The organism is Cupriavidus sp. FW306-01-F10A (genome assembly GCF_058782785.1).
Window position 1 is genome coordinate 114,987 of record NZ_JBYSYA010000003.1, and the last position, 26,296, is coordinate 141,282.

Consider the following 26,296-nt stretch of genomic DNA (forward strand, 5'->3'; position numbering starts at 1 on the left):
TTCATGATTGGAGCAATCCGCCGCAGATATATTACCGATACCCCACCATGGGGTTAAGAACACTACTTACAGGGGGTGTAGATAATGCTATCTGTTTCAATGCTGCAACCAAATTAAATCCGGATGTCACATCCGTGAAACCTCCTGGACCCCGCGTCAGCGCGGCGTTTGCGGAACCTGGACCGGTGCGTTCGGATGATTTTTGAAAGGATTATGTATGTCCTTTCATTCCCACCCCCACTCGTCCCAGACCGGCCCGCTTGCATTCCATTCAACCAGCCCATAAGATGAATTTAAGCCGATTTAGGAGCGAGAATCTTTCGGGTTCGGGTTCGGGTCAACCTTCCAGCCACCGACAAGTTCTATCCAGAAGAACGGGACTGCCGGAGCATGGAAGCATGGGGGTCAGACAAGCAGCCAGTCGCCGCAGGTGACTGCTGTCCTGCAATGCCCTCCATACGCAAAGCGCCCCGCATTCCGCCCCCGAGTAACGGGGAGTGAAGTCAATGAACGCGTTGCTGATCGAGGAGCATCCACTGCTCCGGCTCGGGCTGTTGCAGATGCTCGAGAACATCCAGGAGTCTGCCCAGGTTGCCGCCATTGCGCCCGCGGACATCGCCAGGCTGGACACCCGGCACCACAACGCAGACCTGCTGGTATTCGGCATGCCCGCCGATGTGGGGTCTGGCTGGCCGCAGCTCGAACAGGCCCGCGAAGCACTGTCGCCGCAACGCATCCTGATCCTGGCAGACATCTTGCCATTGCATGTGCCCAACGCGGACAGCGCCCGCGGCGTCTGCGGCTGCCTGCCGAAATCCGCTTCGCTGGCGGTGATCGAGGCGGCCATCCGGCTGGCGGTGTCAGGCGTGCAGGGGCTGCTGTTCTCGGCCGAAACCGGCTCGATGCCGTCGGCGTCGCGTTCGGCCATGCCGGCCGTGCAGTCGCTGGCCTCGGCCGCGCCGCTTCCGCTGAACCCTGCGCACGCGCTCACAGGCGAGCAACTGTCGCTGGTGGCATGCGCCGGCACGCCCGGTGCCGCACGCACCACCGTGGCGGTGCGCGACCTCACCGGCCTGCGGCCGGGGCAGCCGCTGTCGGCCCCGGCTGCCACCAATGCAGCGCCGCTGGTCGAGGAAGAGCCCAGCTACGACGAAGCCGAAATGCTGAAGATCACGCCGCGCCAGTACGAGGTGCTGGTGCTGCTGGCACGCGGCTACCCGATCAAGACCGTCAGCCGCATGCTCAATATCTCGGTGGCAACGGTCAAGAGTCACGCCTGCACGCTGTACCAGCGCCTGAAGGTACGCAACAAGGGCGAGGCCGTCTATGCCGCCCTGCAACGTGGCGCGACGCTCGAGTGGGTCAGCGGCGATGAACGCTTCACGCGCGGCAGCACCGCGCGCCCTGTGGTTGCGTCCCGCACCGGCGAAGCCGCGTTCCAGGCCGCCAGCCCGGTGCTGTAGTTCAGGACCTTGCGCCGCGCCCGCACCAGACGGGCCGGCGCAGGTGTCTGCCATCTGCCGAACATTGGAGGGGTCACCATGCCGGCAAGCTCGTTCCTGCCCACCGTTTCGGTGTGCATCTACACGTGCGACCATCCCGAGCAGCTGCGGCACACGCTGCAATCGGTCGCTGATTCCACCATGCCGCCGCACCAGCTCATCGTCACCGACGACAGCAGCGGCTACGACACGCGCGAGATGATGCGCCGGGACTATCCGGACATCACCTACCTGGAAGGCCCGCGCCGTACCCCGGCGGCCAACCGCAACCGCGCTCTGTGCGCGGCCACCGGCTCGCATGTGCTGTTCCTGGATGATCAGACGCTGCTGGGTGCGACCTTTCTGCAGCAGATGGCCGAGTGTATTGCCGACGACCATATCCGCCGGGCCACCGCCGGCTGTGCGACGCCGCTCATCCTGACCGGGGCCGAACTCTGCCAGGGGCAGCGCTGCGATCCACGCAAGCCGGCCTTCCTCGGGTATCCGACGCAGAACTATCGCCATGGCGAGCGGTTGTGCACAGTGCTGCTGCGCAGCGCCGTGTTCCCGCGGGAACTGTTCGCGAGTGTGGTGTTTGACGAGCAATTGGCCGGAGGATATGACGAGCTCGAACTGTCTGGCTGCGCAGTACAGGAACACGGCTACCGCATCGAGATGGTCGCGACTGCTGTCAACCAACGCTTGCCGTCGCTGTCTGGAGGCCGGTCTTGCCCCGCCAGTGAAGCCTCTCGCCTGTTTGTGGCGTGCCGTCGCAATGGCCACGGCAGGCAACGTCCGTCCAAAGCCCTGTTCCTGCTGATGGCGCTTCCTCATGACCTTGGGCGCAATCTGCGCGCAGCAGGTCCGCACGGAATCCGCCTCTTCTACGCTACAGCGAGCTACCTGTGGTGGCTGCTGCGCAACCGTTATGCCGATGAGCGCTTGGGAACTGGGCCCGCTGCTGGCCTGCGCACGCCTGTGCCGCGCGAATAGCGCTATCGCGTACCCGTTTCTGCGAACCGTGGTGAACAACGTATGTCCGCATCATGGTGGCTTTTCACTCCATGCGGCGAAGGCATTGGCAACGCCGAACCGAAGCTGCCCCTAGAGACGAGCCTTCGTGTCAAGCTGGTCAGCAGGCGGGCGGGTGGGCCTCTGCGCATCGCTCCGGTAGGCGGGGAAGAAGCCACTCAGGTCGTCCAGTACCGATGCCGTATTGCCCGCCAGCGCCACATACCGTTGCGGATCGACCACCACCCGTTGGGTGCGAAACACATGGGTATCAGCTGAAAAGCCGGCCTTGAACTCGAACAGCGAATCCTGCTGCGAGCCCAGGCCTCCACCCAAATGAAGGCGCTTGTAACCATTCTGGCGCCCCCATTCTCGGGCCGTGTGGATAATCAGCTTGGCCGGCTGACGGTGGCGGAATTTGTCTTCGGCCGCGGACAGGTGATATTGCATAATGCCGGCCTGTGGTGCCACTGTGAACGTCGCGCCACCGATGATGCGCCCTTCTTCCTCGGCGACGAACAGTAGCAACTCGTCGCCGAGTTGCTCGATCAGGGCCTCATAGTAGGACTGCCCGAAATAGTAGTAACTCGATGCACCAAGCCTGTCCATGGCGCGGTTGTAGACATCGACAAAACACGGAATGCTCTCGAATTTCGTGTCCAGCCGTACGGTGACACCGGCGCGCCGAGCACGGTCGATGCCGCGCCTATGACGAGACTGGGTTTCGCGCCAGTGTTCCTCCGGCGTTTTGCAGAGATCGATCGAAACCGTTGGACCGTGCACTACCACCAGGCCAAGTCTGCTCCGCCAGTCCGCGTTGAGGATCGGATGCAGCCGGATAAACCATGACACGCAGCCTTGCTCGCGCAGGAATGAAACTGCAGCCTGCATGGCCTCGTCGGCAAAGCCATCCCGCGCCGCCCCGGTAACAACAGGGCCGGCATAGCCATAGGGCGACGTTGCATCCCAGATGCCTGCACCGAGCTCACGACGCAAGATCGGCACCAGCAACTCGTGTTTGCCATCACTCACATGCACCGCCAGTGCAATCCCGCCATCAGCATGCTCAGCGGCTCGCAGCCAGCCCGGCTTTTGGTGGCAGTCGTGCCAGCAACGCTTCAGAAGATCGCGCCATTCGGCATCATCCGATCTAAACAGATTGGCATGCACCAGGTCTTCCCAAAGAGTCATTATTTTGGTCGACCGTCACGTCGCATTACCCCCAGCACCGCAAGACGGTCACTACGGTCTTTCCCGTATCAGGGTTCACATGAATGTGCCGCAAGTACTGCAGTGATATGCCCTGCCGCTCCGTACCGAGCAACTGGACAGCGTGCCTGGCTGTCTTGCGCCCGGCCGGAATCGCGGCCGCACAGGCCAAAAATAATAGCAATGCCAACATTATCGGAGTGCACCTGCTTTGCAGGCGCGTCGGCATACCGGCATTGAACGTGCAAATTGCCAGCCCGATGACGGCACCTGTCAGGGTCTCCGCAATGGTATGGTAGTGTCCCGCCACCAGCACGACGCACATCAGGGCCGACATCCCAAGCCCCGCCAACCACCCACAGCGCGCCCCACGTACGCTGATTCGCGCGCCCATCAACATCAGCAATACCGGGTAGGTCGCTGTTGTCAGCATGGCATGGCCGCTGACAACGTACAAGTCAATCGCGGGCCAGGACCAGCCACTGGACGCGAACGCGAGCTTGTCCGCGGCAACCAGGGCCGCCCCCGATCCGAACCAGACCAGCCAACGCAAGGCGTGGCGCCATTGCCCAGCGCCGGTCAGCCATAGCGCAATAGCGGCCGCCAGCGGCAAAACCAACCTGCTGTCCCCAAGCAGGATTAGTGGCATCCAGGGACTCATCGTTGCCCCCGCCGCCGGCCGGCGCGGCTATGACATATCCATCCGATCATGCAACCGCTCGCGTGGCAGACCGCATCACAGCACACGCCATCGCGCCAGTCTGCTCGATCTCGGCCGCGGTCAGGGTCGGGTGCACCAGAAACATCAGGCTGGTCGCACCCAGCATGCGCGCCACAGACAGCCGCTCAGCCGGGCGCCAGCCGGTATCCTCGAAGGCCTTCTCCAAGTAGACCTCTGAGCACGTTCCCGCGTAGCAGGGCACGCCGCCGGCGTTGATTTCGGCCATGATGCGGTCGCGGTCCCAGCCAGCGTTCAGCGCATGCGGCCGGACGTAGGCGTAAAGCTTGTACCAGGCGTGCTGGCAGTCGGCAGGTGGCAGCGGCACGTGCAACGCAGGACAGCAAGCGAGCGCCTGGATCAGCGCCATCGCGTTGGCAGTGCGCTGGCGAGTCCAATGCTCCATGCGCCTGAGCTGCAGGCGGCCGATCGTGGCCTGCAGCTCCAGCATGCGCCAGTTGGTGCCGAAAGACTCGTGCAGCCAACGGAATCCAGGCGGATGGGGGCGCTGGTACACGGCCTCCCAGCTCTTTCCGTGATCCTTGTAAGACCACATGCGCGACCAGAGCGCCTCGTCGTTGGTGGTCACCATGCCACCTTCGCCGCCGGTGGTCATGATCTTGTCCTGACAGAAAGACCAGGCACCGACATGTCCGACTGTGCCAACAGCACGCCCGCGATAACGAGCCCCATGCGCCTGCGCACAATCTTCGATGACCTTCAACCCTCTCGATCGCGCCAGTTCCATGATCGGGTCCATGTCGCACGGATAGCCCGCGAGATGCACGCAGATGATCGCACGCGTTCTTGGCGTCAGCACGCGCGCAATGGTATTCGCCGTCAGATTGCCGCTATCGGCATCGACATCGGCAAACACCGGAATCGCACCGGCATTGACCACGCACGAAATGCTGGCGATGAATGTCCGCGGCGTGACCACCACCTCATCCCCGGGGCCGACGTCCAGCGCCTTGAGGGCAAGGTCCAGCGCGAGCGTACCGTTTGCCAGCGCGACCGCGTAGGACGAACCGGTCCACTCGGCAAACTCCTTCTCGAACGCCCTGCATTCGGCGCCGGTCCAATAGTTCACCCGGTTCGAAAGCAGTACCCGCTGCACGGCGGCTGCCTCCTCGGTAGTAAAGCTCGGCCAGGGAGAGAAACCGCTGTCTAACATGGTCATCCACCTCAGCAATCGAAGTCGGCACGGGCGTCGCAGTCTCCATGGCATCGGCCACAAAGCCGAACAAACATATGGGGGACTCGTTGCACGATGCCGCCCGCTTTGCTCATGGAAGCTGCGTTTATCTAATCAGACCTGACCTCGGGCGTGAAGCCGGCCAGATGGACTAGTTCGCACAGTTGAGACTCATGTGCGCTCTCCCGGACTTATGCACTTTCGTACGCGAACGCACCTTGCGACATTACGCGTCGCCGGGCAAAACCCATAATGGCTTCCATCTGCACCAGTGTCGAAGGCATTCCGTCGCCCGGACGGCATTAAAGGCAAGTCGGGCGTCAATGCCGGCAGCAAGATGCCGGTTGCCGCCACAGCCTTTCCCTAAGAAAACTCAAAACAATGGAGAACGCCGCGAAACCGCTGTTGTGTGTCCCGCCATTGGGCGCACCTGGGTTATGGTCTGGTCGCAGCCGGACCTCAGCTGTGATGACGTGAGGCCTTGGCAAATGAAAAATCTCCTGTCGCAGTGGCTTATAGCGCTACCAAGACGCCATAAGGTGGCACTCATGTTGTCGGCGGACCTGCTGGCGTTGCCCCTGTGCTTCGCGCTGGCGTTGTTCCTGCGCGCGGGCAATCCCGAACTGCTGGTGCAGTACGGCATGGCGCCGCCGCTCATCATTGCCGCATGTACGATCCCCGTCTTCTCGCTGAGCGGGCTGTATCGGACTGTGATCAGATATTTTGATCTGAAGGTTCTCTGGACCACCGGCATCAGCCTGGCCTGCCTGGTCGGACTCACCTATGCACTCTCGTTCCTTGTGCATCTCGACCGGCTGCCTCGTAGCGGTCTGCTCATCTACTGGTTCATTGCATTTGCCTATCTTGTGACGTCACGCTTCGTCGCACGCTCGTTGCTGACGTTCTCCCAAGAAAAAAATCGCCAGGCTCAGCGCGATCGCTCGGCGTTGCGTGTTGGCATCTTCGGTGCTGGCGAAGCAGGATTCCAGTTAGCCATTGCCATGCGATCAAGCGTTGGCCACAAGGCGGTATGCTTCTTCGACGACGATATTACGCTCAACCGCAATATCTTCGCCGACCTGCCGGTCTATCACAGCAACCAAATGCGCGAGCAGATTCAGCAGCACGGCATCCATGAGGTCGTACTGGCGGTGCCGTCACTGTCTGTCGAGCGCCGCCGGCAGATTATCGACAGACTGCACCGCTATTCAGTCAGCGTGCGCACGCTGCCCAGCCTGTTGGAACTGGTAGATCGAAAAATCAGCGTGCAGTCCATCCGCGACGTCAGCATCGAGGACCTGCTGGGCCGCGACAGTGTCCGACCTCGCGAAGAACTGTTCGCCAAATGCATCCATCGCAAGACGGTCATGGTCACCGGCGCAGGCGGGTCCATCGGCAAGGAGCTGTGCCGCCAGATCGCGACCCAGGATCCCCAGCGCCTGATCCTGTTCGAACACTCGGAGTACGCGCTCTACGCGATCGAGCAAGAACTCAGGCTGCGTTACCCCGAGTTGGAGATCACCGCACGGATCGGCTCCGTCTGCGATGCCACGGCAGTCTCCGCCGCGCTGCGCGGCCAGCGTGTGGACACGATCTACCACGCCGCGGCCTACAAGCATGTGCCGCTGGTGGAAGCGAACATGCCGGAAGGCATACGCAACAACGTGCTAGGGTCGTGCACAGTCGCCAATCTTTCGGACCATTTCGGCGTGCAAACCTGCGTGCTGGTGTCCACCGACAAGGCTGTACGGCCCACCAACGTGATGGGGGCCAGCAAGCGCATTGCCGAGCTCGTGTTCCAGGCCGCGGCCGCGCGCCCGAGCACGCGCACTACCTTCTCGATGGTTCGCTTCGGCAATGTGCTGGGCTCATCCGGCTCCGTGGTACCGCTGTTCCGCAAGCAGATCCGCGAGGGCGGGCCCATCACGATCACGCATCCGGATGTGATCCGCTTCTTCATGCTGATCCCGGAGGCGGCCCAGCTCGTCATCCAGGCCGGCGCCATCGCCAAGGGCGGTGAGGTTTTCGTGCTGGACATGGGCAAGCCGGTACGCATTGTTGATCTGGCGCGCACGATGATCGAGATGTCCGGGCTGGTCGAGCGTACACGCAAGAATCCAAGTGGCGACATTGAGATCAAGTTCGTCGGGCTGCGACCGGGCGAAAAGCTTTACGAGGAACTGCTGATCGGCGGTGACGTCACGCCCAGTGTGCACGAACGCATCATGTGCTCGCATGAGCCATGCTTGGAAGAGGCCGATCTGCACAGCAGGCTGGACCGGCTATTCGCCGCCTGCGAAATGCGCGACGAAATCGCGATCCAGACGGCGGTGCAGTTGATCGTGCCGGAATACGCTCCCTACAGCTCGCTGGATGCAACCCGCTCTGGCGAACGAAGGCCGAAATCAGCGGAAGAGGCCCGCGAGCCGTTACACGCGACGATCCGGAAAATCACGGCACGTGGCCTGCTTGGCGACAGTCCGGATGAGCTCAAACCGGCAAGTGCCGTGAGTCGTGGCGATGTGCCCTGACCCACGAACCGGCGTTGAAGACGGATAACGCCGGACGCTATATCGAAGCTGTCACCTTCCAATGGATTTACATCCTTCCCGTGGCCCATCTCGTGAACCGGCAGTTCCCTGCCAAGGGGAATCGGCAATGAAAGGACCTCGCATCCTGGTGCTTACAAGGTACGGACGGCTTGGCGCATCGTCTCGTCTGCGCGGCCTGCAATTTCTGCCATGGCTGGAACGCGCCGGCCTGTCGGTGACGGTGCAGCCGCTGCTATCTGATGCGGTTCTCAGACAGCGCTACAGCCGTGCCGGTTACGTCATCACGTCGCTGCTTCAGTCCTATGCGCGACGTTTGCTCGCGCTGGTCAGGCGGCGAGACTTTGACCTCATCTGGATCGAGAAAGAGGCGCTCCCTTGGTTCCCGGTCTGGCTGGAAAGTGGCCTGTTGAAGGGGGTGCCATATATTCTGGACTACGATGACGCGCAGTTCCATGTCTATGATCTCCATCGTTCCGCACTGGTGCGATCCTTGTACGGTCGTCGTTTGGACACCCTGATGTCGGGCGCCCGCCTGGTCATCGCCGGGAACGAGTACCTGGCGGAGCGCGCAAGGCGCGCAGGCGCGAGTTGGGTCGAGATTGTCCCGACAGTCGTCGAACTGGGCCGCTACACCGTCCAGCGTCGACTGAGCGAGAATCCTGCCACGCCTTTGCGTATTGTCTGGATCGGCTCGCCCTCCACTGTCAAGTACCTGGGTGTTCTGAAATCAGCCCTAGCTTCCCTGGCCGACCACCATGAATTCACCCTGCGCGTGATAGGCAGCCAGTTCAGCGCCCCGGGCGTGGACGTGGAATGCATCCCCTGGACCGAAGACACGGAGGCTGCCTCCATTGCGGATTGCGACGTCGGTATCATGCCGCTCGTCGATTCTCCATGGGAACGAGGCAAATGCGGGTACAAGCTGATCCAGTACATGGCATGCGGCCTGCCAGTGATCGCCTCGCCAATAGGGGTCAACCAGGAGATTGTGCGGGATACCTTTAATGGCTTTCTGGCGCGGGGCGAGGCGGACTGGATCTCGAGACTGTCGCTATTGCTCACTAGCGCCGAGCTTCGAGACACCATGGGGAGAGCTGGACGCGGGCTCGTCGAAAACCTCTACTGCGTGCAAAAGATAGCCCCGAAAATGGCGACCATGTTCTCGCAGGCCGCAACATCAACACGATGACATCCAAACTCAAACCTGACACTCCGGCCGGATACGAAAGGGAAGACGGCTAGCCCCGCCAGGAAACTGCGCCTCGGTTCGCTCATGGTTAGACGGGCTCCACCCTGTGGGTATCCAGATTTCCGGCAACGACGTCACGGGCAGCGGACCTCATGATCCTCTGCACGTCAGGCCGGACGACTCAAGGCCCAATCCATGGATGTGCGATCCGGGCAAGCGATGCTCCACGCGCCCTGCGTCTGCCGGCGCCTACTCGAACCCCATCTCGCGCAGCATCGCCGCGTTGACCTTGCGCACGTCGTACTTGCTTTCGGCGATCTGGCGCGAGCGCTGGCCCATGTTTACGACCTTTTCCCAGTCCTCTATCAGCTGCATCATGGCCTGCTCCAGCGCGCCGACTGACCTGACCGGCACCAGCAGGCCGTTGTCTCCATCAACCACCGTCTCGCGGCAGCCCGGTGCATCGGTGGTGATGATGGGGCGCCCCATCGCCATGGCTTCGAGCACGGAACGCGGTGTGCCCTCTCCGTAGGAAGGCAGCACGTAGATGTTGCAGCCAGCAATAGCCGGGCGGACGTCGGACAGGCGACCGAGGTAGTCGATGGTTCCATCGGCCACCCATGCGTCAAGTTCCTGCTGCGCGATGGCGTCGGGGCCGTTGTCGATCCAGCCGACCAGGCTGAAGCGCGCTCTGGCGCCCCGCGCCCGGATGCGCCGAGCCGCCTCGGCATACTCGCGCACGCCTTTGTCGCCCAGCAGGCGGGCGATCAGCAGGAAGCGGGGGCTGTCGTCCGGCAAGGGCGCGACTTGGAAGCTGGCGACGTCGACGCCGGAGCCGTTGACGATACACGAACGCCTGTCGGGTGGCAGGATCTCGGACCGGCGGAACAGCGCCTCGTCATCCGGATTCTGGAAAAAGGTGGTATCTGTCCGGCTGAGTGCCAGCGCATACAGCCGCTGCACCACGGCACGCAGGCCGTTCCTGCCCCTGTCCTCGCCAAAGGCGTAGCCCAGCCCCGTGATCAACGCGAAGCGGCGTGGCACACGGGCCAGCCAGGCCGCCAGCATGCCGTAGATGACGGGCTTGATCGTATAGCACATTACGCAGTCAGGCCTGACCCGCCGCATCAGGCGATGCAAAGCGAGCAGCGTGCGCGCGTCGGCCAGCGGGTTCTTGCCGTTACGTTCGAGGGGAACGTGATGCACGACCACGCCGCGCGACTCCAGCGCGGTGCGGATGGAGTGTCCCACCGGCATGTCCGGCGCGGCGACATGCATCTCCAGTCCCTTTTCCTGCAATGCCTCCATGAGCGGGCCGCGAAACGCGATCAGCGACTCGGCAAAGCTCGCGATCATCAGAAAGCGCATGCCGGCCTCCAATTGAATTCAACCCGGCAGGCCTGTTCGGGGGAAGTCTGCTGTGCGGTTTCGTGTGCTAACCAAGCCTGGAACATGAGCACACACCACAGCGGATGCTGCCAATTGCGCTGCCCGGAAAGATGTTCTGCCCACCGCCTGCGAACCGGTTCCGGATTCAGATAGCCCTCGCGTCGCAAGCGCTGCGCGTCAAGAAGATCCTCAGCCCAGTCACGCAGCGGCCCTCGCAACCAGGCGTCGATCGGGACGCCAAAACCCATCTTCGGCCGCTCGATCAGTTCACTGGGCACGTAGCGGTCAAGCACGCGTCTGAGCGCCCACTTTGTGGTGTAGCCGACGCCTTCCCGGCGGATCTTGTAAGCCAGGGGCAGGCGCCAGGCAAACTCGACCACGTGGTGATCGAGGAACGGCACGCGCGTCTCCAGGCTTCGCGCCATAGCCGCGCGGTCGACTTTGGTGAGGATGTCGTCGGGCAGATAGGTCAGCATATCGGACGCCATCATGCGTTCTACGTCGCTCAGCGTCTCGAGCGAACCCATGGCGCTGTCCAGCACAGAGGCCAGCTCCGCCCCACCCACGACGATTGCCTTCGGGAATTGCCACTGGGAAACCATGCCAAGGTAGAGCTCGTTTGCAGAGCGCGCGGCCATGACGCCGGCACCTTTGTGGACCTTTTCGCCCACGTTGGCCCAGCGCGAAGCCATGGGAAGCGATGCTGCGATCTGATTGATCCGGCGCGGAGAGAGGCGGGTCAGCCCCCATGCCGCTGCGGCGCGCACTGGGCGGGGAATGTGAGCAAGTCGATGCCACAGTTCGGCCGTGATCTGGTAGCGGTTATACCCGCCGAACAATTCATCGCCCGCGTCGCCCGAGAGCGACACCTTAACGTGCTGCCTGGCCAGTTCGCTGACAAGCAGCGTCGGGATCTGCGAGGAGTCGGAGAACGGCTCGTCGTAGATTTCGGGCAGCTCCGGGATGACCGCCATCGCATGCTCCGGCGTGACGTACAGCTCGGTATGGCTCGTGCCCAGATGCCGGGCGACGGCCTTCGCGTGCGCGGCTTCGTTGTAGTCCGAGTCATGGAAGCCGATGGAGAATGTGCGGATCGGCTGGGACGACTGGGACTGCATCAGCGCCACTACGGTCGAGGAGTCGACGCCGCCGGAAAGAAAGGCGCCCAGTGGCACGTCCGACATCATCTGGCGGCGCACCGCCTCGCGCAACAGCGCCTCCAGCCTGTCCACCGCTTGTTCGGGGTCACCTGAGAAGGGGTCTTGCTTGCCATTCAGCGCCGCCGCGGCGCCAGACCAGTAGGCGCGCGGCACAGGATCGGGCGCCTGCATGGAGACGGTCAACAGGTGCGCCGGTGGCAGTTTGGCAATGCCGTGGTAGATAGAATGGGCACCGCTCACGTTGTTGTAGCGCATGTACAGGCTCAACGCGTCGCGGTCGATGCGGCCCTCGAATGCCGGATGCGGGCGCAGTGCCTTGAGTTCCGACCCGAAGAGAAAGGTACGGCCTCTGCCTGCCCCTTGCCAGCCGTAGTAGAGCGGCTTTTCTCCGATCCGGTCGCGCGCCAGCGTCAGCGTGCGCGTCTGCCGGTCCCACAATGCAAAGGCGAACATCCCTATGGCGCGCCGGACGGTGGCATCGGCGCCCCAGGCATCGATACTGGCGAGCAGCGTCTCCGTGTCCGAATGCCCTCGCCACTGAGGCGCGGCGCCGACGCCTTCGAGCTCGGCGCGGATTTCGAGATGGTTGTAGATCTCGCCGTTGAACACAATGACGTATCGGCCACCGGCCGCCATCATCGGCTGCTGGCCGGCGGGGGTGAGATCGACAATCGCCAGGCGCCGGTGCGCGAAGCCGAACGGCGCGTGCGGATCGCACCAGAGATCGCCGTGGTCCGGCCCACGGTGGCGGATCCGGCGTGCCATCTCGGACAGCATGGCCGCACGGTCGGGCGGAGCGGCAGGCAAGCCGCCAAGAAATCCTGCGAATCCGCACATCGTTGTCTTCCCCTATCTTCCGGTTACGATCAGACGTCCAGCGCCTGATGCATCTGCACATACCAATGCATCGCCTCGGCCAAGCCGTCGCGAATGCGGTGAGTGGGCCGGTATCCCAGCAGCCGTTTCGCCTTGCCGATGTCCGCCTGGCTGTGGCGCACATCGCCCGCCCGGAAGGCGCGATGGACCGGTTCGGTGTCGGCGGCGATGCCGTAGGGGCCGAGCCCATCGCGAAGAAGCTGGAACAGCGTGCTCAGCGTGGTGCGGTCGCCGACGGCGATGTTGTAGACCTGGCTGTCGCCCTCCTGGCTTTCGCTGGCGGCGGCCAGCAGGTTGGCCTGCACGGCGTTCGCGACGTAGCAGAAGTCGCGGCTCGTTTCCCCGTCGCCATTGATGTAGACAGTCTCACGTCGCAACAGCGCCGCGATCCATCTCGGGATCACGGCCGCATAGGCGCCGTTGGGGTCCTGGCGCGGTCCGAACACATTGAAGTAGCGCAGTCCGACGGCATGCACGCCGTAGCAGCGGGCGAAGACGTCTGCGTACAGCTCGTTCGCGTACTTGGTGACCGCATATGGGCTCAAGGGCTTGCCAATGTTTTCTTCCACCTTCGGCAGGCCCGGGTGGTCGCCGTAGGTGCTGCTGCTTGCCGCATAGACGAAGGTTTTGACCTGGGCGTCGCGGGCGGCGACCAGCATGTTCAGGAAGCCGCTGATGTTGACACTGTGAGTCGAGATGGGGTCTTCCAGGCTGCGGGGCACGGAGCCGAGAGCCGCCTGATGCAGCACGAAATCCACCGGATACACGTCGGCGGCTGCTCCCTTGGCCTGGGGCTCGCGAAATACCATGGCGCTGCGGCAATGCTCGAAGTTGCGGATATCCCCTTCGATGAACTGGAAATTGGCCCACTGCCTGGGCGACACCAGCGCCTCGACCTCGCAGAGATTGCGGCGATGGCCAGTGGAGAAGTTGTCCAGGCCTACAACGCGCTGGTCTAGCCGCAACAATGTTTCCAGCAGATTGCTGCCGATGAATCCGGCGACGCCGGTGACAAGCCACGTGCATGGCGTAGCGGCCAGGCGGACCTTGAGAGGCGCGTAGCTGTTGGCTTCCATGGCTTGCTCTTGTGCCGTGCCGGTTCCGGCTGCTTTCCGGGCATTCCTACAGGCGTGCGTCAACTTCGCTCCTCGGCAAGATTCCTTTCACGTCGAACAGCACCGCATGGGGCTTGCCGAAGGCCTTGATTGCTCTCACGCCCATGGTGACGAACTGGTGATGGGGCACGGCCAGCACGATCGCGTCGTACTGATCGCACCGCGGAGGCTCGCGCAGGCACGCCAGGCCATATTCCTCCTCGGCTTCCTCGACGTTGATCCAGGGGTCATAGACGTCGATCTCGGCGTTGTAGCCCCGCAGCGTCGTCACGATGTCCACGGCCTTGGTATTGCGCACGTCCGGACAGTTCTCCTTGAAGGTCAGGCCAAGCACGAGGATGCGGCTGCCGAGCACGGGAATACCCCGACGCAACATGAGCTTCACCACCTCGTCGGCAACGTGGAAGGCCATCTTGTCGTTGATGCGCCTTCCGGCCAGGATCACCTGCGGGTGATAGCCGACCTCCTGCGCCTTATGCGTGAGATAGTAGGGATCGACGCCGATGCAGTGCCCGCCAACCAGGCCCGGGCGGAATGGCAGGAAGTTCCACTTCGTGCCGGCAGCCCTCAGCACTTCGAGCGTGTCGATTCCCAATTTATGGAAGAGCAGGCTGAGTTCGTTCATCAGCGCAATGTTCACGTCCCGCTGGGTGTTCTCGATGACCTTCGCGGCCTCGGCCACACGAATGCTGCTCGCGCGGTGCGTGCCGGCCACAATGATCTTCCGGTAGAGCTCGTCGATGGCCTCGCTGACCTCGGACGTACTGCCGCTGGTAACCTTACGGATATCCGGCAGCCGGTGCTCCCTGTCGCCCGGGTTGATGCGTTCCGGGCTGTATCCGCAGAAGAAGTCCGCGTTGAATTTCAGGCCGCTATGCCGTTCCAGCACCGGCACGCAGATCTCCTCGGTGGCGCCTGGGTAGACGGTCGATTCGTAGATCACTACGGCGCCTGGCGCCATTGCGCGGCCCACTGTCTCGCTCGCCAGGATCAGCGGTGTCAGGTCCGGACGCTTGGCCTTGTCCACCGGCGTGGGTACGGTAACGACAAAGACCTTGCAGTCCCTCAGGGCCGCGGGGTCGCTGCTGTAACTCAGGTGGCGTGCGCTGCGCAGGTCATCCGGGCTGACCTCCAGCGTGGCATCCCGGCCGCTGCGCAGCTCATCGATGCGCGCGGCATTGATGTCGAAGCCCACGACGGGCCGCTGCTTGCCGAACTCCACCGCGAGCGGCAGGCCGACGTAACCCAGGCCGATGATGGCGATTTGTGCATTACTGAGGTCCATGGCCGTGATCTCCTGGGTGAGTGAGCCTGACGGGGCCGGCATGGAAGAGCGGACTTTTGAAGGATTATCCGGGGCGGGCAGCGCTCTGTGCGCGGGGCTTCGTGCCTTGGCGTACAGAAGACCGGATGGATAGCGGGCGCGCCGCGCCTTCAATCGGACCGGGCGAATCGGAAATCTGTGGATACATTGCGCAGCTCGGGCTGTTTCAGTGGATTGGGGAAATACTGGCCCAGGGTTCTTCTTCAGCACCGTTGCCGCCCGCACATTCCCGGGCCGGGCAGCAAGGACAATTGGCCGGCAGCACAACTTGAGACGAAGCTGCCAAACTCGGCCGCAGCCGACCGCTGGGGTCTGGCAACGACGCCGCGCTATGGCTGTCGTTCTAAAGGCTGAATGCGATGCTGCGCGCCCGAGGAAAAGCGCATGGACGGTGCCTCGCCCACTGCGCTCTCATCCTCAGGGATGAGTCCTCCGATCAGACGCCCAAATGCAGCCTGCCCGCTTTCCACCCATGGCGGCGAACCCGACCAGTGTGCGAGAGCGCACCGAGTAATTGCTTGTGCCTCCCTACGATGCAATAGCTGAGACATGCATGGGGCACCATGTCCGCTCGTATCCATAAAGGAGACTGCTATGAGACCGATCCCGGCCGGGAAGGACTCAGGTGGGGTGGGACTAGGATGGCTCTGCCATGCCATCACATCATGCTTCGTCTTGCTTGGCTCTGTATTGGTGCTGGCCGCACGCGCCGCGTCGCCAGGCACGTATTCCGGGTTGAAGACAAAAGTTGCGGCAATCGGACCCGACGCTGTGCCAGACGTGACTGACATGGTACGGTGGGGCCACATGATCAACCTGCCGCTCCCCGTCACCCAGCCCATGTTCAGTACCATCAGTGTTGTCTGACAGGCGCGACAGCATGATCAGGTCCATCCTTGTCATCTGCGTCGGCAACGTTTGCCGCAGCCCGATGGCAGCGTGCCTGCTCCGGCGCGCCTTGCCGGGCTGCGAGATCGCCTCGGCAGGACTCGCGCCTCCGATTGGCGCGAATGCCGATCCGCGTGCGATCAGGCTGCTGGCAGATGAGGGCTGTGATCTCGCCAGCCATCGCGCGCGCGCCGTCGACGCGATCATGGTGGCAGCTGCCGAGCTGGTCCTGGTGATGGACAACGAACAGCGCACGGAACTGGAGTTGCTCTTTCCGCAAGCCCGGGGAAAGACATACCGCCTTTGCGAATTTGTGCCTGCGGATGTGCCGGATCCGTACGGCGGCTCCCTCAGTATGTTCAACATCGTACTGGGGCTGATCAAGCAAGGCATCGAGACGTGGTCGGCACAGATTGAGGCTGCAACATCCGCACACACCGATGGAGACGCATCATGAAGACAGCCGGTACACGCGAAGCCGTGTCCAACGGTCAGGGTGCCTATGCCAAGCCGATTGGCCTGACCGCCTATCTTGATGCTGCGGCAGCTTTGCATCCCCCGTGCCCCGGCATCTGGAAGGTCACCGGAGACTTCGGCCTGCGTAATAGCAAAAAAAGCCGCAGCGCGCGCAGGCATGATGTGCTTGCGACCATCTAGCAGCGGGCTTCGCAGACGTCGCATTCAGTGTGCGACAACGCACCGAATCGGGGAGCAGCCCCTCCTACGATGCAATCGTCGGGGGGCATGGCATATACGGTGCGATGTCCACTGCTATCAGCAAGGAGATCGCCGTGAGACCAGTCAATTGGCGCATTCATTCCCGGACCTTCGCTACCGATCGCCATAATGTCCTTTCCAGTCTGGCGATAGTTATTGCTACAGGTCTGCTCGCGGCTTGCGCCGCGTCGCCGGGCATGTACTTCGACAACAAGGCGGTAGTGAGTGCAATCGGGCCCGATGTCGTACCCAAGGTGACACCGATCACCCTCGATCTGGTGAAAGCTCAACGCAGTAAGGCTCGTACGGACAACGAGCGGGTCGAGGAACTGTTCGCGACTCCGCAGCCTTATCGGATCGGCCCTGGCGACATCATCTCGGTCGTGGTGTGGGACCATCCGGAACTGGTCTTTCCCACCCAGACCTACAGCATCGGAGCCGCCTTTGAGCCCCCCACGTCGACCGGTGGCTCCAACGTGCCTGGCTATGTGGTCAGCGCGCAGGGCGATATTCAGTTCCCCTACGCCGGCGTCATGAAGGTGGCCGGCAGAACGGCAAACGATGTTCGCAACCAGATGGCGCGCGTGCTGTCGCGAGTGGTCAGGGATCCGCAGATGACGGTTCGCGTGCTCGGCTTCCGCAGCCAGCGCGTCTATGTCGACGGCGAGGTCAAGACGCCTGGCATGCAGGCCATCGACGATGCGCCGATGACGCTGGTGGAAGCGCTCAACCGCGCCGGCGGTGTGCTGAACCTGACCGGTGACAACAGCCGCATTCGTGTTACCCGCGGCGAGCGCAGTTGGTATGTCAACATCCCCGCGCTGTTGGCCAAGGGTGTCGATCCGGCCCGCATCATGCTGCGCTCCGGCGATATTGTCCGCGTGGAACAGCGCGAGGACAACAAGATCTTCGTCACCGGCGAAGTGGTGCGCCCGGCCTCCCTGCTGATGCGCAATGGGCGGATGACACTGAACGAGGCGCTTGGCGATGCCGGTGGGGTCAATCCGAGTTCGGCCAATGCGGAGCAGATCTACGTGATCCGCAAGGCGGCCGATGGCGAACCCAATATATTCCACCTGGACGGCAATTCGCCAGCAGCGCTGGCCATCGCCGAGGGTTTCGAGTTGGAACCGAAGGACGTGGTGTATGTGGACGCACGCCAGGTCGTCCGCTGGAGTCGCGTGATCAACCAGCTGATACCGAGTACGCAGCCGGTGTTCAGTGCCACAAGCGCACTGCGATAACGGGACGCGAGAGATGGTTCGCTCAATCCTGGTCATTTGCGTCGGCAACGTCTGCCGCAGCCCGATGGCGGCTTGCCTGCTGAGCCGTGTCCTGCCCGCATGCGATGTGGTTTCTGCCGGGCTCGCCCCGCCAGTTGGTGCACCCGCCGACCCGAGCGCTGTCAGGTTGCGTGCGAGCGAGGGATACGATCTCGCCGGTCATCGCGCCTGCGCTGCCGATGAAGCGCTCGTGGCGGTGGCAGGCCATATCCATACGGATGTTCGCCGGGCATGTTCGTTATCGTGCTGGAACTGATCAAGCAGGGCATCGCATCATGGTCTATGCGGCTGGAGGAAGTCGTACCGGCCGATGGTCAAGGAGAGGCATCATGAAAACGGTCAGTACGCGGGACAATGTCCCCGCTGGTGCGGACGATTGCGGCACAGCAGTGGATCTGACCGCCTATCTCGATTTGCTGGTTCGCTATCGCCGGACCTTCCTGTCCGTAGCCGGGCTGGTCATCGGCGTAGGCCTTGTCTATGCCCTTGTTGCCAAGCCGATCTACCGCGCCGACATGACGGTGCAGGTGGAGGAATTGAGCGGCAATGCCTCCAACAGGCTCGCGGCCGGCGTCTCGCCGGTGTTTGACGTCAAGCCCGCCGCTTCTGCCGAGATCGAACTCCTGCGTTCACGAATGGTGGTCGGCAAGGCGGTCGACAACCTGCGCCTGTATATCGAGGCCGCGCCGCGCTATTTCCCCCTGATTGGTCCGGCCATCTCCAATTTCAACCCGGAGCTGTCGCGCCCGGGGCTGTTTGGATGGGGCGGCTTTGCCTGGGGACATGAGTCGATCACCGTGCCCCAGCTCGACGTGCCTGCGCCGATGGAGGAGCGCAAGATCATGCTGACAGCGCTGGGTGACAACCAGTATCGGGTGCGGTTCGCCAGCGACAATGCCGAGGCTACGGGCACAGTTGGAACGCCGTTGGCAATCACCACCGCCACCGGCACGGTCACCATGCTGGTCAGCCAGCTCGATGGGCGCCCCGGCAGCCAGTTCGTGCTCCGTCGACTGCCTCGCAGCGCGGCCATCACGCGGCTGCAGGAGCGGCTGATGATCGGCGAGCGTGGCAAGCAAAGCGGCGTGCTTGGCGTGTCGCTGGAAGGCATCTCGGCGAGCATGACGGCAGCGGTCCTCAACGAGATCGGCAACGCCTATGTCGACCAGAACATCCGCCGCAAAGCTGCGGAAGCGGAAAAGTCGCTGGCCTTTCTCGAGCAACAGCTACCGGTGCTCAGGCAGCAGGTCGACGCGGCCGAGACCCGTTACAACGCGATGCGCAATCAGCGCGGCACGATCGATCTCAGCGAAGAGTCCAAGCTGATCCTGGGACAATCGGTGCAAATCCAGACCAGGCTGCAGGAATTGCAGCAGAGGCGGCAGGAACTGGCTGCGCGCTTTACTGCAAACCACCCGGCCATTGCACTGATCGATAATCAGATTGCCGGCCTGAACGCTCAGTTGAATGGCGTATCCGGGCGCATCCAGAAGCTGCCGGATGTAGAGCAGAACGTGCTGCGCCTGATGCGCGACGTCAAGGTCAGCACCGAGTCGCTCCAGTCGCTGCTAAACGATGCCCAACAGCTCAGGCTAATCAAGGCGAGCAAGGTGGGCACCGCGCGGATGGTCGACCCGGCAGATGTACCGCTCAAGCCAGTGCGCCCTAACCGGGTGATGATTGCCGGAATGTCATTGGCCATGGGCTTGTTTGCCGGCCTTCTGGTGATCTTTGTGCGCCACGCTCTCGATGGCGGCATCGCCGATGCGGATGAAATCGAGCGGCAGACAGGCATGACCGTCTACTCGACCATCCCCTTCAGCAGGCAGCAGTCGCTGCTACCATCCGGAGGCGGGCTACTGGCGCTCCAAAAGCCGGACGACCCCGCCATGGAGAGTCTGCGCAGCTTCCGCACCGCGTTGCGGTTCGCCCTTGCAGGCAACAACAGCCGGACGGTGGTGATCAGCGGCCCCGCGCCAGGCGTCGGCAAGTCCTTCATCTGCGCCAACTTCGCCGCGATTGCCGCAGCCGGGCACCGTGTGGTGCTCATCGATGCCGACCTGCGCCGCGGCGGCTTGCATGGCCTCTTCGAGGCCAAGCGGGGTCCCGGCCTGACTGAGCTGCTGATGGGTGCGCCGCTGGAGCACGTCATACAGCGGCAGGTGGCGCCCGGCCTGGATTTCATCTCGACCGGCACCAAGCCTCCGCACACGGCGGATCTGCTGCTGAGCCCGGGCATGGATTCTCTGCTGGCGCAACTCAAATCGCGCTATGACCTCGTGCTGATCGATACGCCGCCAGTGCTCGCGGCCGCTGACGCCGGCATCCTGGCCGGCAAGGCAGGCGCCGTATTCCTCGTGGCGCGCGCCGAGAAGACCACCGCCGGCGAGCTGGTCGCGGCGCAGCGAACCATCCGCCAGGCTGGCGCAGAGGTCAAGGGCGTGCTGTTCAACGGGCTCGTGATCGAGGGACGCTGGTATCGGGCCCACAATTACTTCGGCAAGTATCGCTATCTCGCCGAGTACGGCAATGCACCGACCAAGCAGGCTTAGATAAACGGTGGCGGCCGGTACGGGCGCCACCGTTGCCTTTCAGCCACCGTCGGCCTCAGTTTCGTTTCTTCGGCGTTCAACCAGCCATGCCACTTCTTAATGCGCCTGCCGTCTCTTCCGTAGTGATCGCCGGCGCCGGCGGCCTTGGGATAGAGCTCTACGATTATCTGTACGAAGAGGCATTGCGCGGCGGGCCAACCGTGGCTGGCTTCCTTGACGACACGCCAGGCAAGGTTCCCGATGGGGTCGATGCGCCCAATCTGGGGTCAGTTCGCCAGTTCCGCCCCGCACCGGGACAGGCAGTGCTGGTCGCGATCGGCTCCCCGCAAGCGCGTCAGGAGGTACTGTCGTGGCTCTTGCAGAACGGGATCACGGTCCCGCTGTACGTGCATGACAAAGCCCTGATCTCGCCTTCCTCCCGTTTGGGCATCGGGGCCCTGATCTTTCCTTTCACCGTCGTCAGCCGGGGCGCGGTGGTGGAAGACGGCGTGGTTGCCAATGTCTTCTCGGGGATTGGCCACGGTGCTTGCGTGGGCGCGTGCTCGGTGCTTTCGCCGCACGCCGTGCTCAATGGCAACACCGCGGTCGGACCGGGGTGCTTCCTCGGCACACGTGCGACGCTCTACCCCGGCATAAGAATCGGTGCGGAATGCGTGGTGGACTCACACACCGGCGTTTCGGCCAACGCCAAAGACCGGCAGTTCATCACTACCGGGACTCACCAGATTACCTCACGCCGCATTCGCGACCAGTGATATAAGATTACCGGGACTTGACGCAGGGACGCTCGGAAGAGTCCCGGTAAGCTCCGGTAAGCTCCGGTAAGCTGCGGTAGGCCAGCAGGCAAGCAGCATTTGCACCAGGGCTTATGCACCGTCGGCCCTGCTCATGGAATCGCCGATCTCTCTTGCGCCTCCAGGCATGTCGCCCCCGTTACCGCGATGTCAGGCGACATCGACATCCGGCATGCTGCGCTTGCTGCCCCGGAACCGGGGGGCGGAGAATTCTCCCGCGGCGCTGATACCGTCGCGTGCCAGCACTTTGATGACCGTCTTCCACAGGATCACCACGTCCAGCCACACCGATACGTGGTCGACGTACCATACGTCCAGCCTGAATTTCTCCTCCCAGCTGATGGCGTTGCGTCCGCTGATCTGCGCCAGCCCCGTGATGCCAGGACGAACGTCATGCCGGCGCGCCTGCTCGGCCGAGTAGAGCGGCAGGTATTCCACCAACAGCGGACGCGGGCCCACCAGGCTCATGTCGCCCTTGAGGACGTTCCAGAGCTCCGGCAGCTCGTCAAGGCTCGTGGCGCGCAGGAATGCGCCGAATTTCGTCAGCCGTTCGGGATCAGACAGCAGCTCGCCATCCTCGCCGCGGGCGTCAGTCATGGTGCGGAACTTGAGGAGCTCGAATGGCTCGCCGTGAAGCCCTGGCCGCACTTGCCGGAAGAAGACCGGCTTGCCCAGCTTCAGCCGGATCGCGCAAGCCAGGAGCAGCAGCGGAACGGCAAGCACCAGGAGACCCAGCGAGGCCAGGCAGACGTCAAAGATGCGCTTCATGATGGTTCATCCTGCCGTTGAAATCCGGCCTCAGGCGATGGAGGTGGGCACCGCGTCGCCGCATGGAGGAATGCCCGGGGAAGGTGTGAACATTGCAGGCAGAGGCCGCATCCCGCGCCTGCGCCTGCGCCTTGGCCTGGTTTTCGGCCACGCACGCGAGCGCTGACTGCACGCCTCCACTGGCTCAATATAGTCAAGGTGACAAGCATGCGTTGCGCGGCTATGTGATGGCGGGCACGGAACGCAAATTGCCGGTGCAAGTGGCCTGTGCTACAGGCCCCGGTCACGTTGCACTGGCGCCTCGCCACCATACACTGGCGTACGGGGCAAGCCTCCGATTCTGTTGGAGAGCGCACCGAGAGATGGGAGCCCTCCCGCTAGAGTGAACGTCGACGCGCAGGCAAGCAGGCAATGCCTTGGGGCGAGACAGGTCCGGAGAACCGAAATGAAAGCAACCACAGCATGCGGCGAGGGTGGCGGCGGAGTCGACGCTAGCCCCGCGGCGATCGCGCATCGCCACCTGCTGCATGGCGCCGATGCCATCTGGCAGGAAACCAATTGCTATATCGACCTCTGGGTGGAACTGCTGCATGGCTGGGGGCTCGATCCGCGCGCGGGACTTCCGTTCACGGTTGCCCAGGACTTTGAAGGGGATCACTTCACCTTCTTCAAGTACCCGCAGATGGATCTGGAGACGCTGTACGGAACCGTCGTGCAGGAAATGGCGGTCTACGACACGCTCCAGGCGCACGTCCTGGCCCAGGTCGAACGCGGTCACACCGTACTGCTTGAGGTCGACAGCTATTACCTGCCCGACACGCACGCCACCGCGTACCGGCGCGAGCACGTCAAGACCACCGTGGCCATCGACCGTATCGACAGCCAGGCCCAGCGCCTCTGGTACTACCACAGTCTCGGCTATCACAGCGCGCAGGATGAAGACTATCGCGGCCTGCTGCGGCTTTTGCCTGAACTCAGCGGCAATGGCAATATCCTGTTCCCTTATGCCGAATGCGCGAAGCGCGTGCGGCCATCGCTCGAGTCGTCCGCGCTGGTCGACGCCTCGGTCGCGTTGATGGACTACCACCTGGCCCGGCGCCCTGCGGCCAACCCGGTGGGACGCTGGCGACAAGTTTTCGGCAAGCATATGGACGCGCTGCTGGCACGTGATGAGGCTTACTTCCACTTGTACACTTTCAATTTCCCGCGTCAGCTCGGCGCCAATTTCGAGATGCTGCACCACTGGCTGTGCTGGCTGCGCGAGCAGGGACGCGAGGTGCCAATGGCCGCTATCAACGCCGCACGGACCATCGCGACAGAAAGCAAGGTATTGCAGTTCCGCCTGGCGCGTGCGGTGGCACGCCGCCGCGCCGATCCCTGCACGGACTGCCTCGACACACTGGAAACCTGCCATGACAGGACCATGGAAGGACTGATCGCTGCCTTCGGTGGCGTCGACAATGATCCGATCGGCCAAAGTCAACCATCATAGCCAAGCGAATGTTCCACGTTGACAGCGTAAATCTCGCCGGAAGGCGGCGGAACAGCATGCGCCCCCACCTTGCCCTCATGCACGAGGCGGACACGCCTGCTGCTGCCCGGCGCAAGGTGGAACCAGTTCTCGGCGGCATGGTAGGCGTGATCCTCGATGTGCACCCAGCGAGCGAAGCGCTGGGTTGACACGGTCAGCCACCACTCACCTGCCGCTTGCTCAAGCTGTGCCCGCAAGCCTGGCGCCTTGAGCGCCGCGGCACGGCGGTCGGGCAAATAGACGGCCTGACTCAGTGGCTCGCCACTGTCGGCAGCAAGCAATGTCGCCACCACGACGTCATGCGTCAGCGGGCCGAAGCGGTAGGCATAAGTCAGGTCGACGAAGCGGTCAAGCAACGCAGCAGCCTCCACGCGCTGCGCACTGCGGGCCGGCAGGCACAGGCTGTGCCGAGCCTGCGCCACGACCGCCTCGCCATCGCGCAGGCAATCCAGCTCCAGCCGCAATGCACGTGGCTGCGGCGTTTCGTTGAGCACGTGCAAGTGCAGTCCGTTGAGGCCTTCATCGGTAATCAGTACCTGCAGCGGCTGCCAGACTTGCCTCAAGGCATGCCAGGCCGATTTGGGACGGCCACACGCGTCGACGATACCCCAGCCGGCGCCAGGCATCAGATCCTGCAATTGCCAGACCAGACCACCCGCGCAACTCGACCCGACACGCCGCCATTCGCTGAAGACTTCGGTCATGACGTCCGCGACCACGGCGCGCGACAGCATCAGGTAGCGCCGGGGCTGTTCGTACCGCAGGCGCGGCGGATCCACGTCATACAGCACGCGCAAGTAGTGCTCGCGCACATCCTCGAAGTCCCACGGAGCGCCGGCATCGCGCGGCACCGTGGCCTTCCAGCGCGGCGCGTGCAGCGGCGCAGACAAGCCGTGCTCCGTCAACGTGCGGTCACCGGGAACATTGGCAAAAGCCAGGCATTCGGAAGCGAAGCGCACTTGCGCCAGGCGTGCGTCGGCCAACGGTCGCTGGTAGGCCCCGACGCCGTAGTAGTGGCTGATGCCCGTGTCAGGCTGGAACGGCCAGCTGCCGCCGGTCGGCGAATTGCTGACATACACCACGTCCGGCCGATGGGCGGCAACCAGGCCCGGAATCAGTTCATCGAACAGCGGTTGCTTCCAGTTGCTGCGCGACGCGCCCAGCATCGCGGCCTGCTGCTCTGCCTCGCTACCGCCACACAGCACCGCGAGACTCGGATGCGCCCGGGTTGATGTCAGCCACTCGCTGACTTCGCGCGTGATGTCATCGGTAAGGCCAATGCCAGGCCCGATGCCGCCATAGTCAAAATTGGCGAACATGAAATCGTGCCAGACCAGCAAGCCAAGTTCGTCACAGATCCGGTAAAACGCTTCGCCCGGATAGCAGGTGACGCCGCTGATTCGCACCATGTTCATGCCGCCCTGGCGCGCCAGCGTCAACCAACGCCTGGATGCTTCATCGGTGTCTGCCAGGCCGGGCAGGTCATGGCTTGAGATGCAGGCCCCGCGGCAAAACACCCGCTCGCCGTTGATGCACAGTGCGAAGTGCCCGGACTCGCCAGCACGATCCGACGATACCGTGCGAAAGCCCACCCGGCCGCAGTCGATGGCGCGCCCCTCGATGTTCGCATCGACGCCGTAGAGGCAAGGTTCGCCATGCGTATGCGGCCACCACAGCCTGGGGCGTTCCACGCGCACCGTGCCCACCAGGGTGTGATCGTCAACGCGCGACAGCGAGCCGGGATAGCCGCAACCCTCCGCGTCCCTGGCTTCGATCGATCCCGAAGCCGGCGCGGAGGCCGGAAAATGCAGGCGCAGCGTGATGACACCGAGATCGCCCTGCACCTGTCCCCACAGGTCAGAGCGCACCCCATGCAGGATGTCGTCGCTGGCCGGGTCGAGCAATTCCACCGAGCGCCAGGGACCCACCGCATGCACCGGCGGGCACCACCCCGGCATGTGGCCAAGCAGCGTCGTGCGGACGGTGCGCAGCGTCGGCGGCACGATCATTCGCGGCTTCCAGCGCACGGGGCCGCGCTGCTTGCGCAACCATGGATAGAGCGCGCGAAAGCAAAGGTACAGCAGGTTGTCGCCATCCAGGTCGGCCTCGACCTCATGCGCGACGAACATATGCTGCGCGCTCAGCACGAGCTTTCCGTTAAGCCAGGCTTCGGCCACCGTGGCGAGCCCGTTAAAGCGCAGCACGCGGCGGCCACGGCCGGCAAAGCTGACGCGATACCAATAATCATGCAGGTGCAGTGGCGGTGGCGCCGAGTCGTCCCAGCGCCCGGCAGCGCGCAGGGCGCTGGCCACCGTGCCGGGCACGGGTGCTGGCAACCAGGCTGCGGCGGGATCCAGTGCGGCGGGGCTATCGGCGGCGCCGGCGGGCGTTTGCACCCAGGCCCACTCGCCGCCGAACGCGGCACTGCCGATGGCGACGCCGGGACGGCTGCCGGGCGATGCCTGCCGAGCGGACGCCGAAGTGCCCGTGTCCGCGTTAGTTTGCGCCTTCATGGACTGCCTTCCCTGAGAAAACCTGACAGGA

Annotated in this window: 20 protein-coding genes; 11 read left to right on the forward strand and 9 right to left on the reverse strand. The window is 63.3% G+C overall.

What is annotated here, in order from left to right:
* Positions 1 to 506 precede the first annotated feature (506 nt).
* Together AC3WLF_RS06065 and AC3WLF_RS06070 are read left to right on the forward strand one after the other, a co-directional pair.
* Positions 507 to 1,463 (forward strand): response regulator transcription factor, encoded by a 957-nt coding sequence (locus AC3WLF_RS06065; RefSeq protein ID WP_492319352.1) that lies wholly within the window; start codon positions 507 to 509, stop codon positions 1,461 to 1,463.
* Between the two features lie 78 nt (positions 1,464 to 1,541).
* The gene (locus tag AC3WLF_RS06070; RefSeq protein ID WP_492319353.1) at positions 1,542 to 2,474 is read left to right on the forward strand and encodes a glycosyltransferase family 2 protein; all 933 of its coding nucleotides are present in this window, start codon (positions 1,542 to 1,544) and stop codon (positions 2,472 to 2,474) included.
* A 111-nt stretch (positions 2,475 to 2,585) separates the two neighbouring features.
* Here the strand turns inward: AC3WLF_RS06070 and AC3WLF_RS06075 are convergent, their stop codons facing one another.
* The 3 genes from AC3WLF_RS06075 to AC3WLF_RS06085 are packed head-to-tail and all read right to left on the reverse strand — an operon-like array spanning position 2,586 to position 5,593.
* Complete coding sequence (locus AC3WLF_RS06075) at positions 2,586 to 3,683, reverse strand: lipid II:glycine glycyltransferase FemX (RefSeq protein ID WP_492357951.1); 1,098 nt, start codon at positions 3,681 to 3,683, stop codon at positions 2,586 to 2,588.
* Between the two features lie 25 nt (positions 3,684 to 3,708).
* Positions 3,709 to 4,350 carry a hypothetical protein gene (locus AC3WLF_RS06080; protein ID WP_492319355.1) on the reverse strand — a complete coding sequence of 214 codons (642 nt, stop codon included), beginning with the start codon at positions 4,348 to 4,350 and terminating at the stop codon, positions 3,709 to 3,711.
* A 58-nt stretch (positions 4,351 to 4,408) separates the two neighbouring features.
* Positions 4,409 to 5,593, reverse strand: coding sequence for a DegT/DnrJ/EryC1/StrS family aminotransferase (locus AC3WLF_RS06085; protein WP_492358000.1), 1,185 nt, complete (start codon positions 5,591 to 5,593; stop codon positions 4,409 to 4,411).
* A gap of 509 nt (positions 5,594 to 6,102) precedes the next feature.
* On the opposite strand from AC3WLF_RS06085, the gene AC3WLF_RS06090 reads away from it, so the two are divergent.
* Together AC3WLF_RS06090 and AC3WLF_RS06095 are read left to right on the forward strand one after the other, a co-directional pair.
* Positions 6,103 to 8,145 carry a polysaccharide biosynthesis protein gene (locus tag AC3WLF_RS06090; protein ID WP_492319356.1) on the forward strand — a complete coding sequence of 681 codons (2,043 nt, stop codon included), beginning with the start codon at positions 6,103 to 6,105 and terminating at the stop codon, positions 8,143 to 8,145.
* A 127-nt stretch (positions 8,146 to 8,272) separates the two neighbouring features.
* Entirely contained in the window at positions 8,273 to 9,355 is a 1,083-nt protein-coding gene (locus AC3WLF_RS06095) for a glycosyltransferase family 4 protein (RefSeq protein ID WP_492319357.1), read from the forward strand.
* Positions 9,356 to 9,604: 249 nt separating this feature from the next.
* On the opposite strand, the gene AC3WLF_RS06100 is transcribed toward AC3WLF_RS06095, so the two are convergent.
* The 4 genes from AC3WLF_RS06100 to tviB are packed head-to-tail and all read right to left on the reverse strand — an operon-like array spanning position 9,605 to position 15,180.
* Positions 9,605 to 10,723: a glycosyltransferase family 4 protein gene (locus tag AC3WLF_RS06100; protein WP_492319358.1), complete on the reverse strand. Its 1,119-nt coding sequence runs from the start codon at positions 10,721 to 10,723 to the stop codon at positions 9,605 to 9,607.
* Positions 10,711 to 12,741 (reverse strand): asparagine synthase (glutamine-hydrolyzing), encoded by a 2,031-nt coding sequence (asnB, locus tag AC3WLF_RS06105; RefSeq protein ID WP_492357952.1) that lies wholly within the window; start codon positions 12,739 to 12,741, stop codon positions 10,711 to 10,713. The genes AC3WLF_RS06100 and asnB overlap by 13 nt, the downstream gene beginning before the upstream one ends.
* Before the next feature lie 29 nt (positions 12,742 to 12,770).
* The gene (locus AC3WLF_RS06110) at positions 12,771 to 13,856 is read right to left on the reverse strand and encodes an NAD-dependent epimerase/dehydratase family protein (RefSeq protein WP_492352407.1); all 1,086 of its coding nucleotides are present in this window, start codon (positions 13,854 to 13,856) and stop codon (positions 12,771 to 12,773) included.
* A 46-nt stretch (positions 13,857 to 13,902) separates the two neighbouring features.
* A complete protein-coding gene (gene tviB / locus AC3WLF_RS06115) occupies positions 13,903 to 15,180 on the reverse strand; it encodes a Vi polysaccharide biosynthesis UDP-N-acetylglucosamine C-6 dehydrogenase TviB (RefSeq protein ID WP_492319361.1) in 1,278 nt (425 codons plus the stop codon).
* A 919-nt stretch (positions 15,181 to 16,099) separates the two neighbouring features.
* Here tviB and AC3WLF_RS06120 point away from each other — a divergent pair.
* The 6 genes from AC3WLF_RS06120 to AC3WLF_RS06145 all read left to right on the forward strand — a co-directional run bounded on the left by AC3WLF_RS06120 (position 16,100) and on the right by AC3WLF_RS06145 (position 21,414).
* Positions 16,100 to 16,564 (forward strand): low molecular weight protein-tyrosine-phosphatase, encoded by a 465-nt coding sequence (locus AC3WLF_RS06120; RefSeq protein WP_492319362.1) that lies wholly within the window; start codon positions 16,100 to 16,102, stop codon positions 16,562 to 16,564.
* Positions 16,561 to 16,764 (forward strand): hypothetical protein, encoded by a 204-nt coding sequence (locus AC3WLF_RS06125; protein WP_492357953.1) that lies wholly within the window; start codon positions 16,561 to 16,563, stop codon positions 16,762 to 16,764. Before AC3WLF_RS06120 ends, AC3WLF_RS06125 begins: the two co-directional genes overlap by 4 nt.
* Before the next feature lie 92 nt (positions 16,765 to 16,856).
* On the forward strand, positions 16,857 to 18,068 hold the full coding sequence (locus AC3WLF_RS06130) for a polysaccharide biosynthesis/export family protein (protein ID WP_492319450.1): 1,212 nt from the start codon (positions 16,857 to 16,859) through the stop codon (positions 18,066 to 18,068).
* A 64-nt stretch (positions 18,069 to 18,132) separates the two neighbouring features.
* Entirely contained in the window at positions 18,133 to 18,363 is a 231-nt protein-coding gene (locus AC3WLF_RS06135; RefSeq protein WP_492319451.1) for a hypothetical protein, read from the forward strand.
* 73 nt (positions 18,364 to 18,436) lie between these two features.
* Positions 18,437 to 20,659, forward strand: a complete 2,223-nt coding sequence (locus AC3WLF_RS06140; protein ID WP_492319364.1) for a polysaccharide biosynthesis tyrosine autokinase — start codon at positions 18,437 to 18,439, stop codon at positions 20,657 to 20,659.
* Positions 20,660 to 20,745: 86 nt separating this feature from the next.
* Entirely contained in the window at positions 20,746 to 21,414 is a 669-nt protein-coding gene (locus AC3WLF_RS06145; protein WP_492319365.1) for an acetyltransferase, read from the forward strand.
* A 189-nt stretch (positions 21,415 to 21,603) separates the two neighbouring features.
* Here AC3WLF_RS06145 and AC3WLF_RS06150 read toward each other — a convergent pair whose 3' ends face one another.
* A complete protein-coding gene (locus tag AC3WLF_RS06150; RefSeq protein WP_492319366.1) occupies positions 21,604 to 22,221 on the reverse strand; it encodes a sugar transferase in 618 nt (205 codons plus the stop codon).
* A 445-nt stretch (positions 22,222 to 22,666) separates the two neighbouring features.
* Here AC3WLF_RS06150 and AC3WLF_RS06155 point away from each other — a divergent pair, with 445 nt between their 5' ends.
* Positions 22,667 to 23,713, forward strand: a complete 1,047-nt coding sequence (locus AC3WLF_RS06155; RefSeq protein ID WP_492319367.1) for a DUF1839 family protein — start codon at positions 22,667 to 22,669, stop codon at positions 23,711 to 23,713.
* On the opposite strand, the gene AC3WLF_RS06160 is transcribed toward AC3WLF_RS06155, so the two are convergent.
* Positions 23,701 to 26,265, reverse strand: coding sequence for a beta-mannosidase (locus tag AC3WLF_RS06160; RefSeq protein WP_492319368.1), 2,565 nt, complete (start codon positions 26,263 to 26,265; stop codon positions 23,701 to 23,703). The two genes, AC3WLF_RS06155 and AC3WLF_RS06160, sit on opposite strands and share 13 nt — an antisense overlap.
* Positions 26,266 to 26,296: the final 31 nt, after the last annotated feature.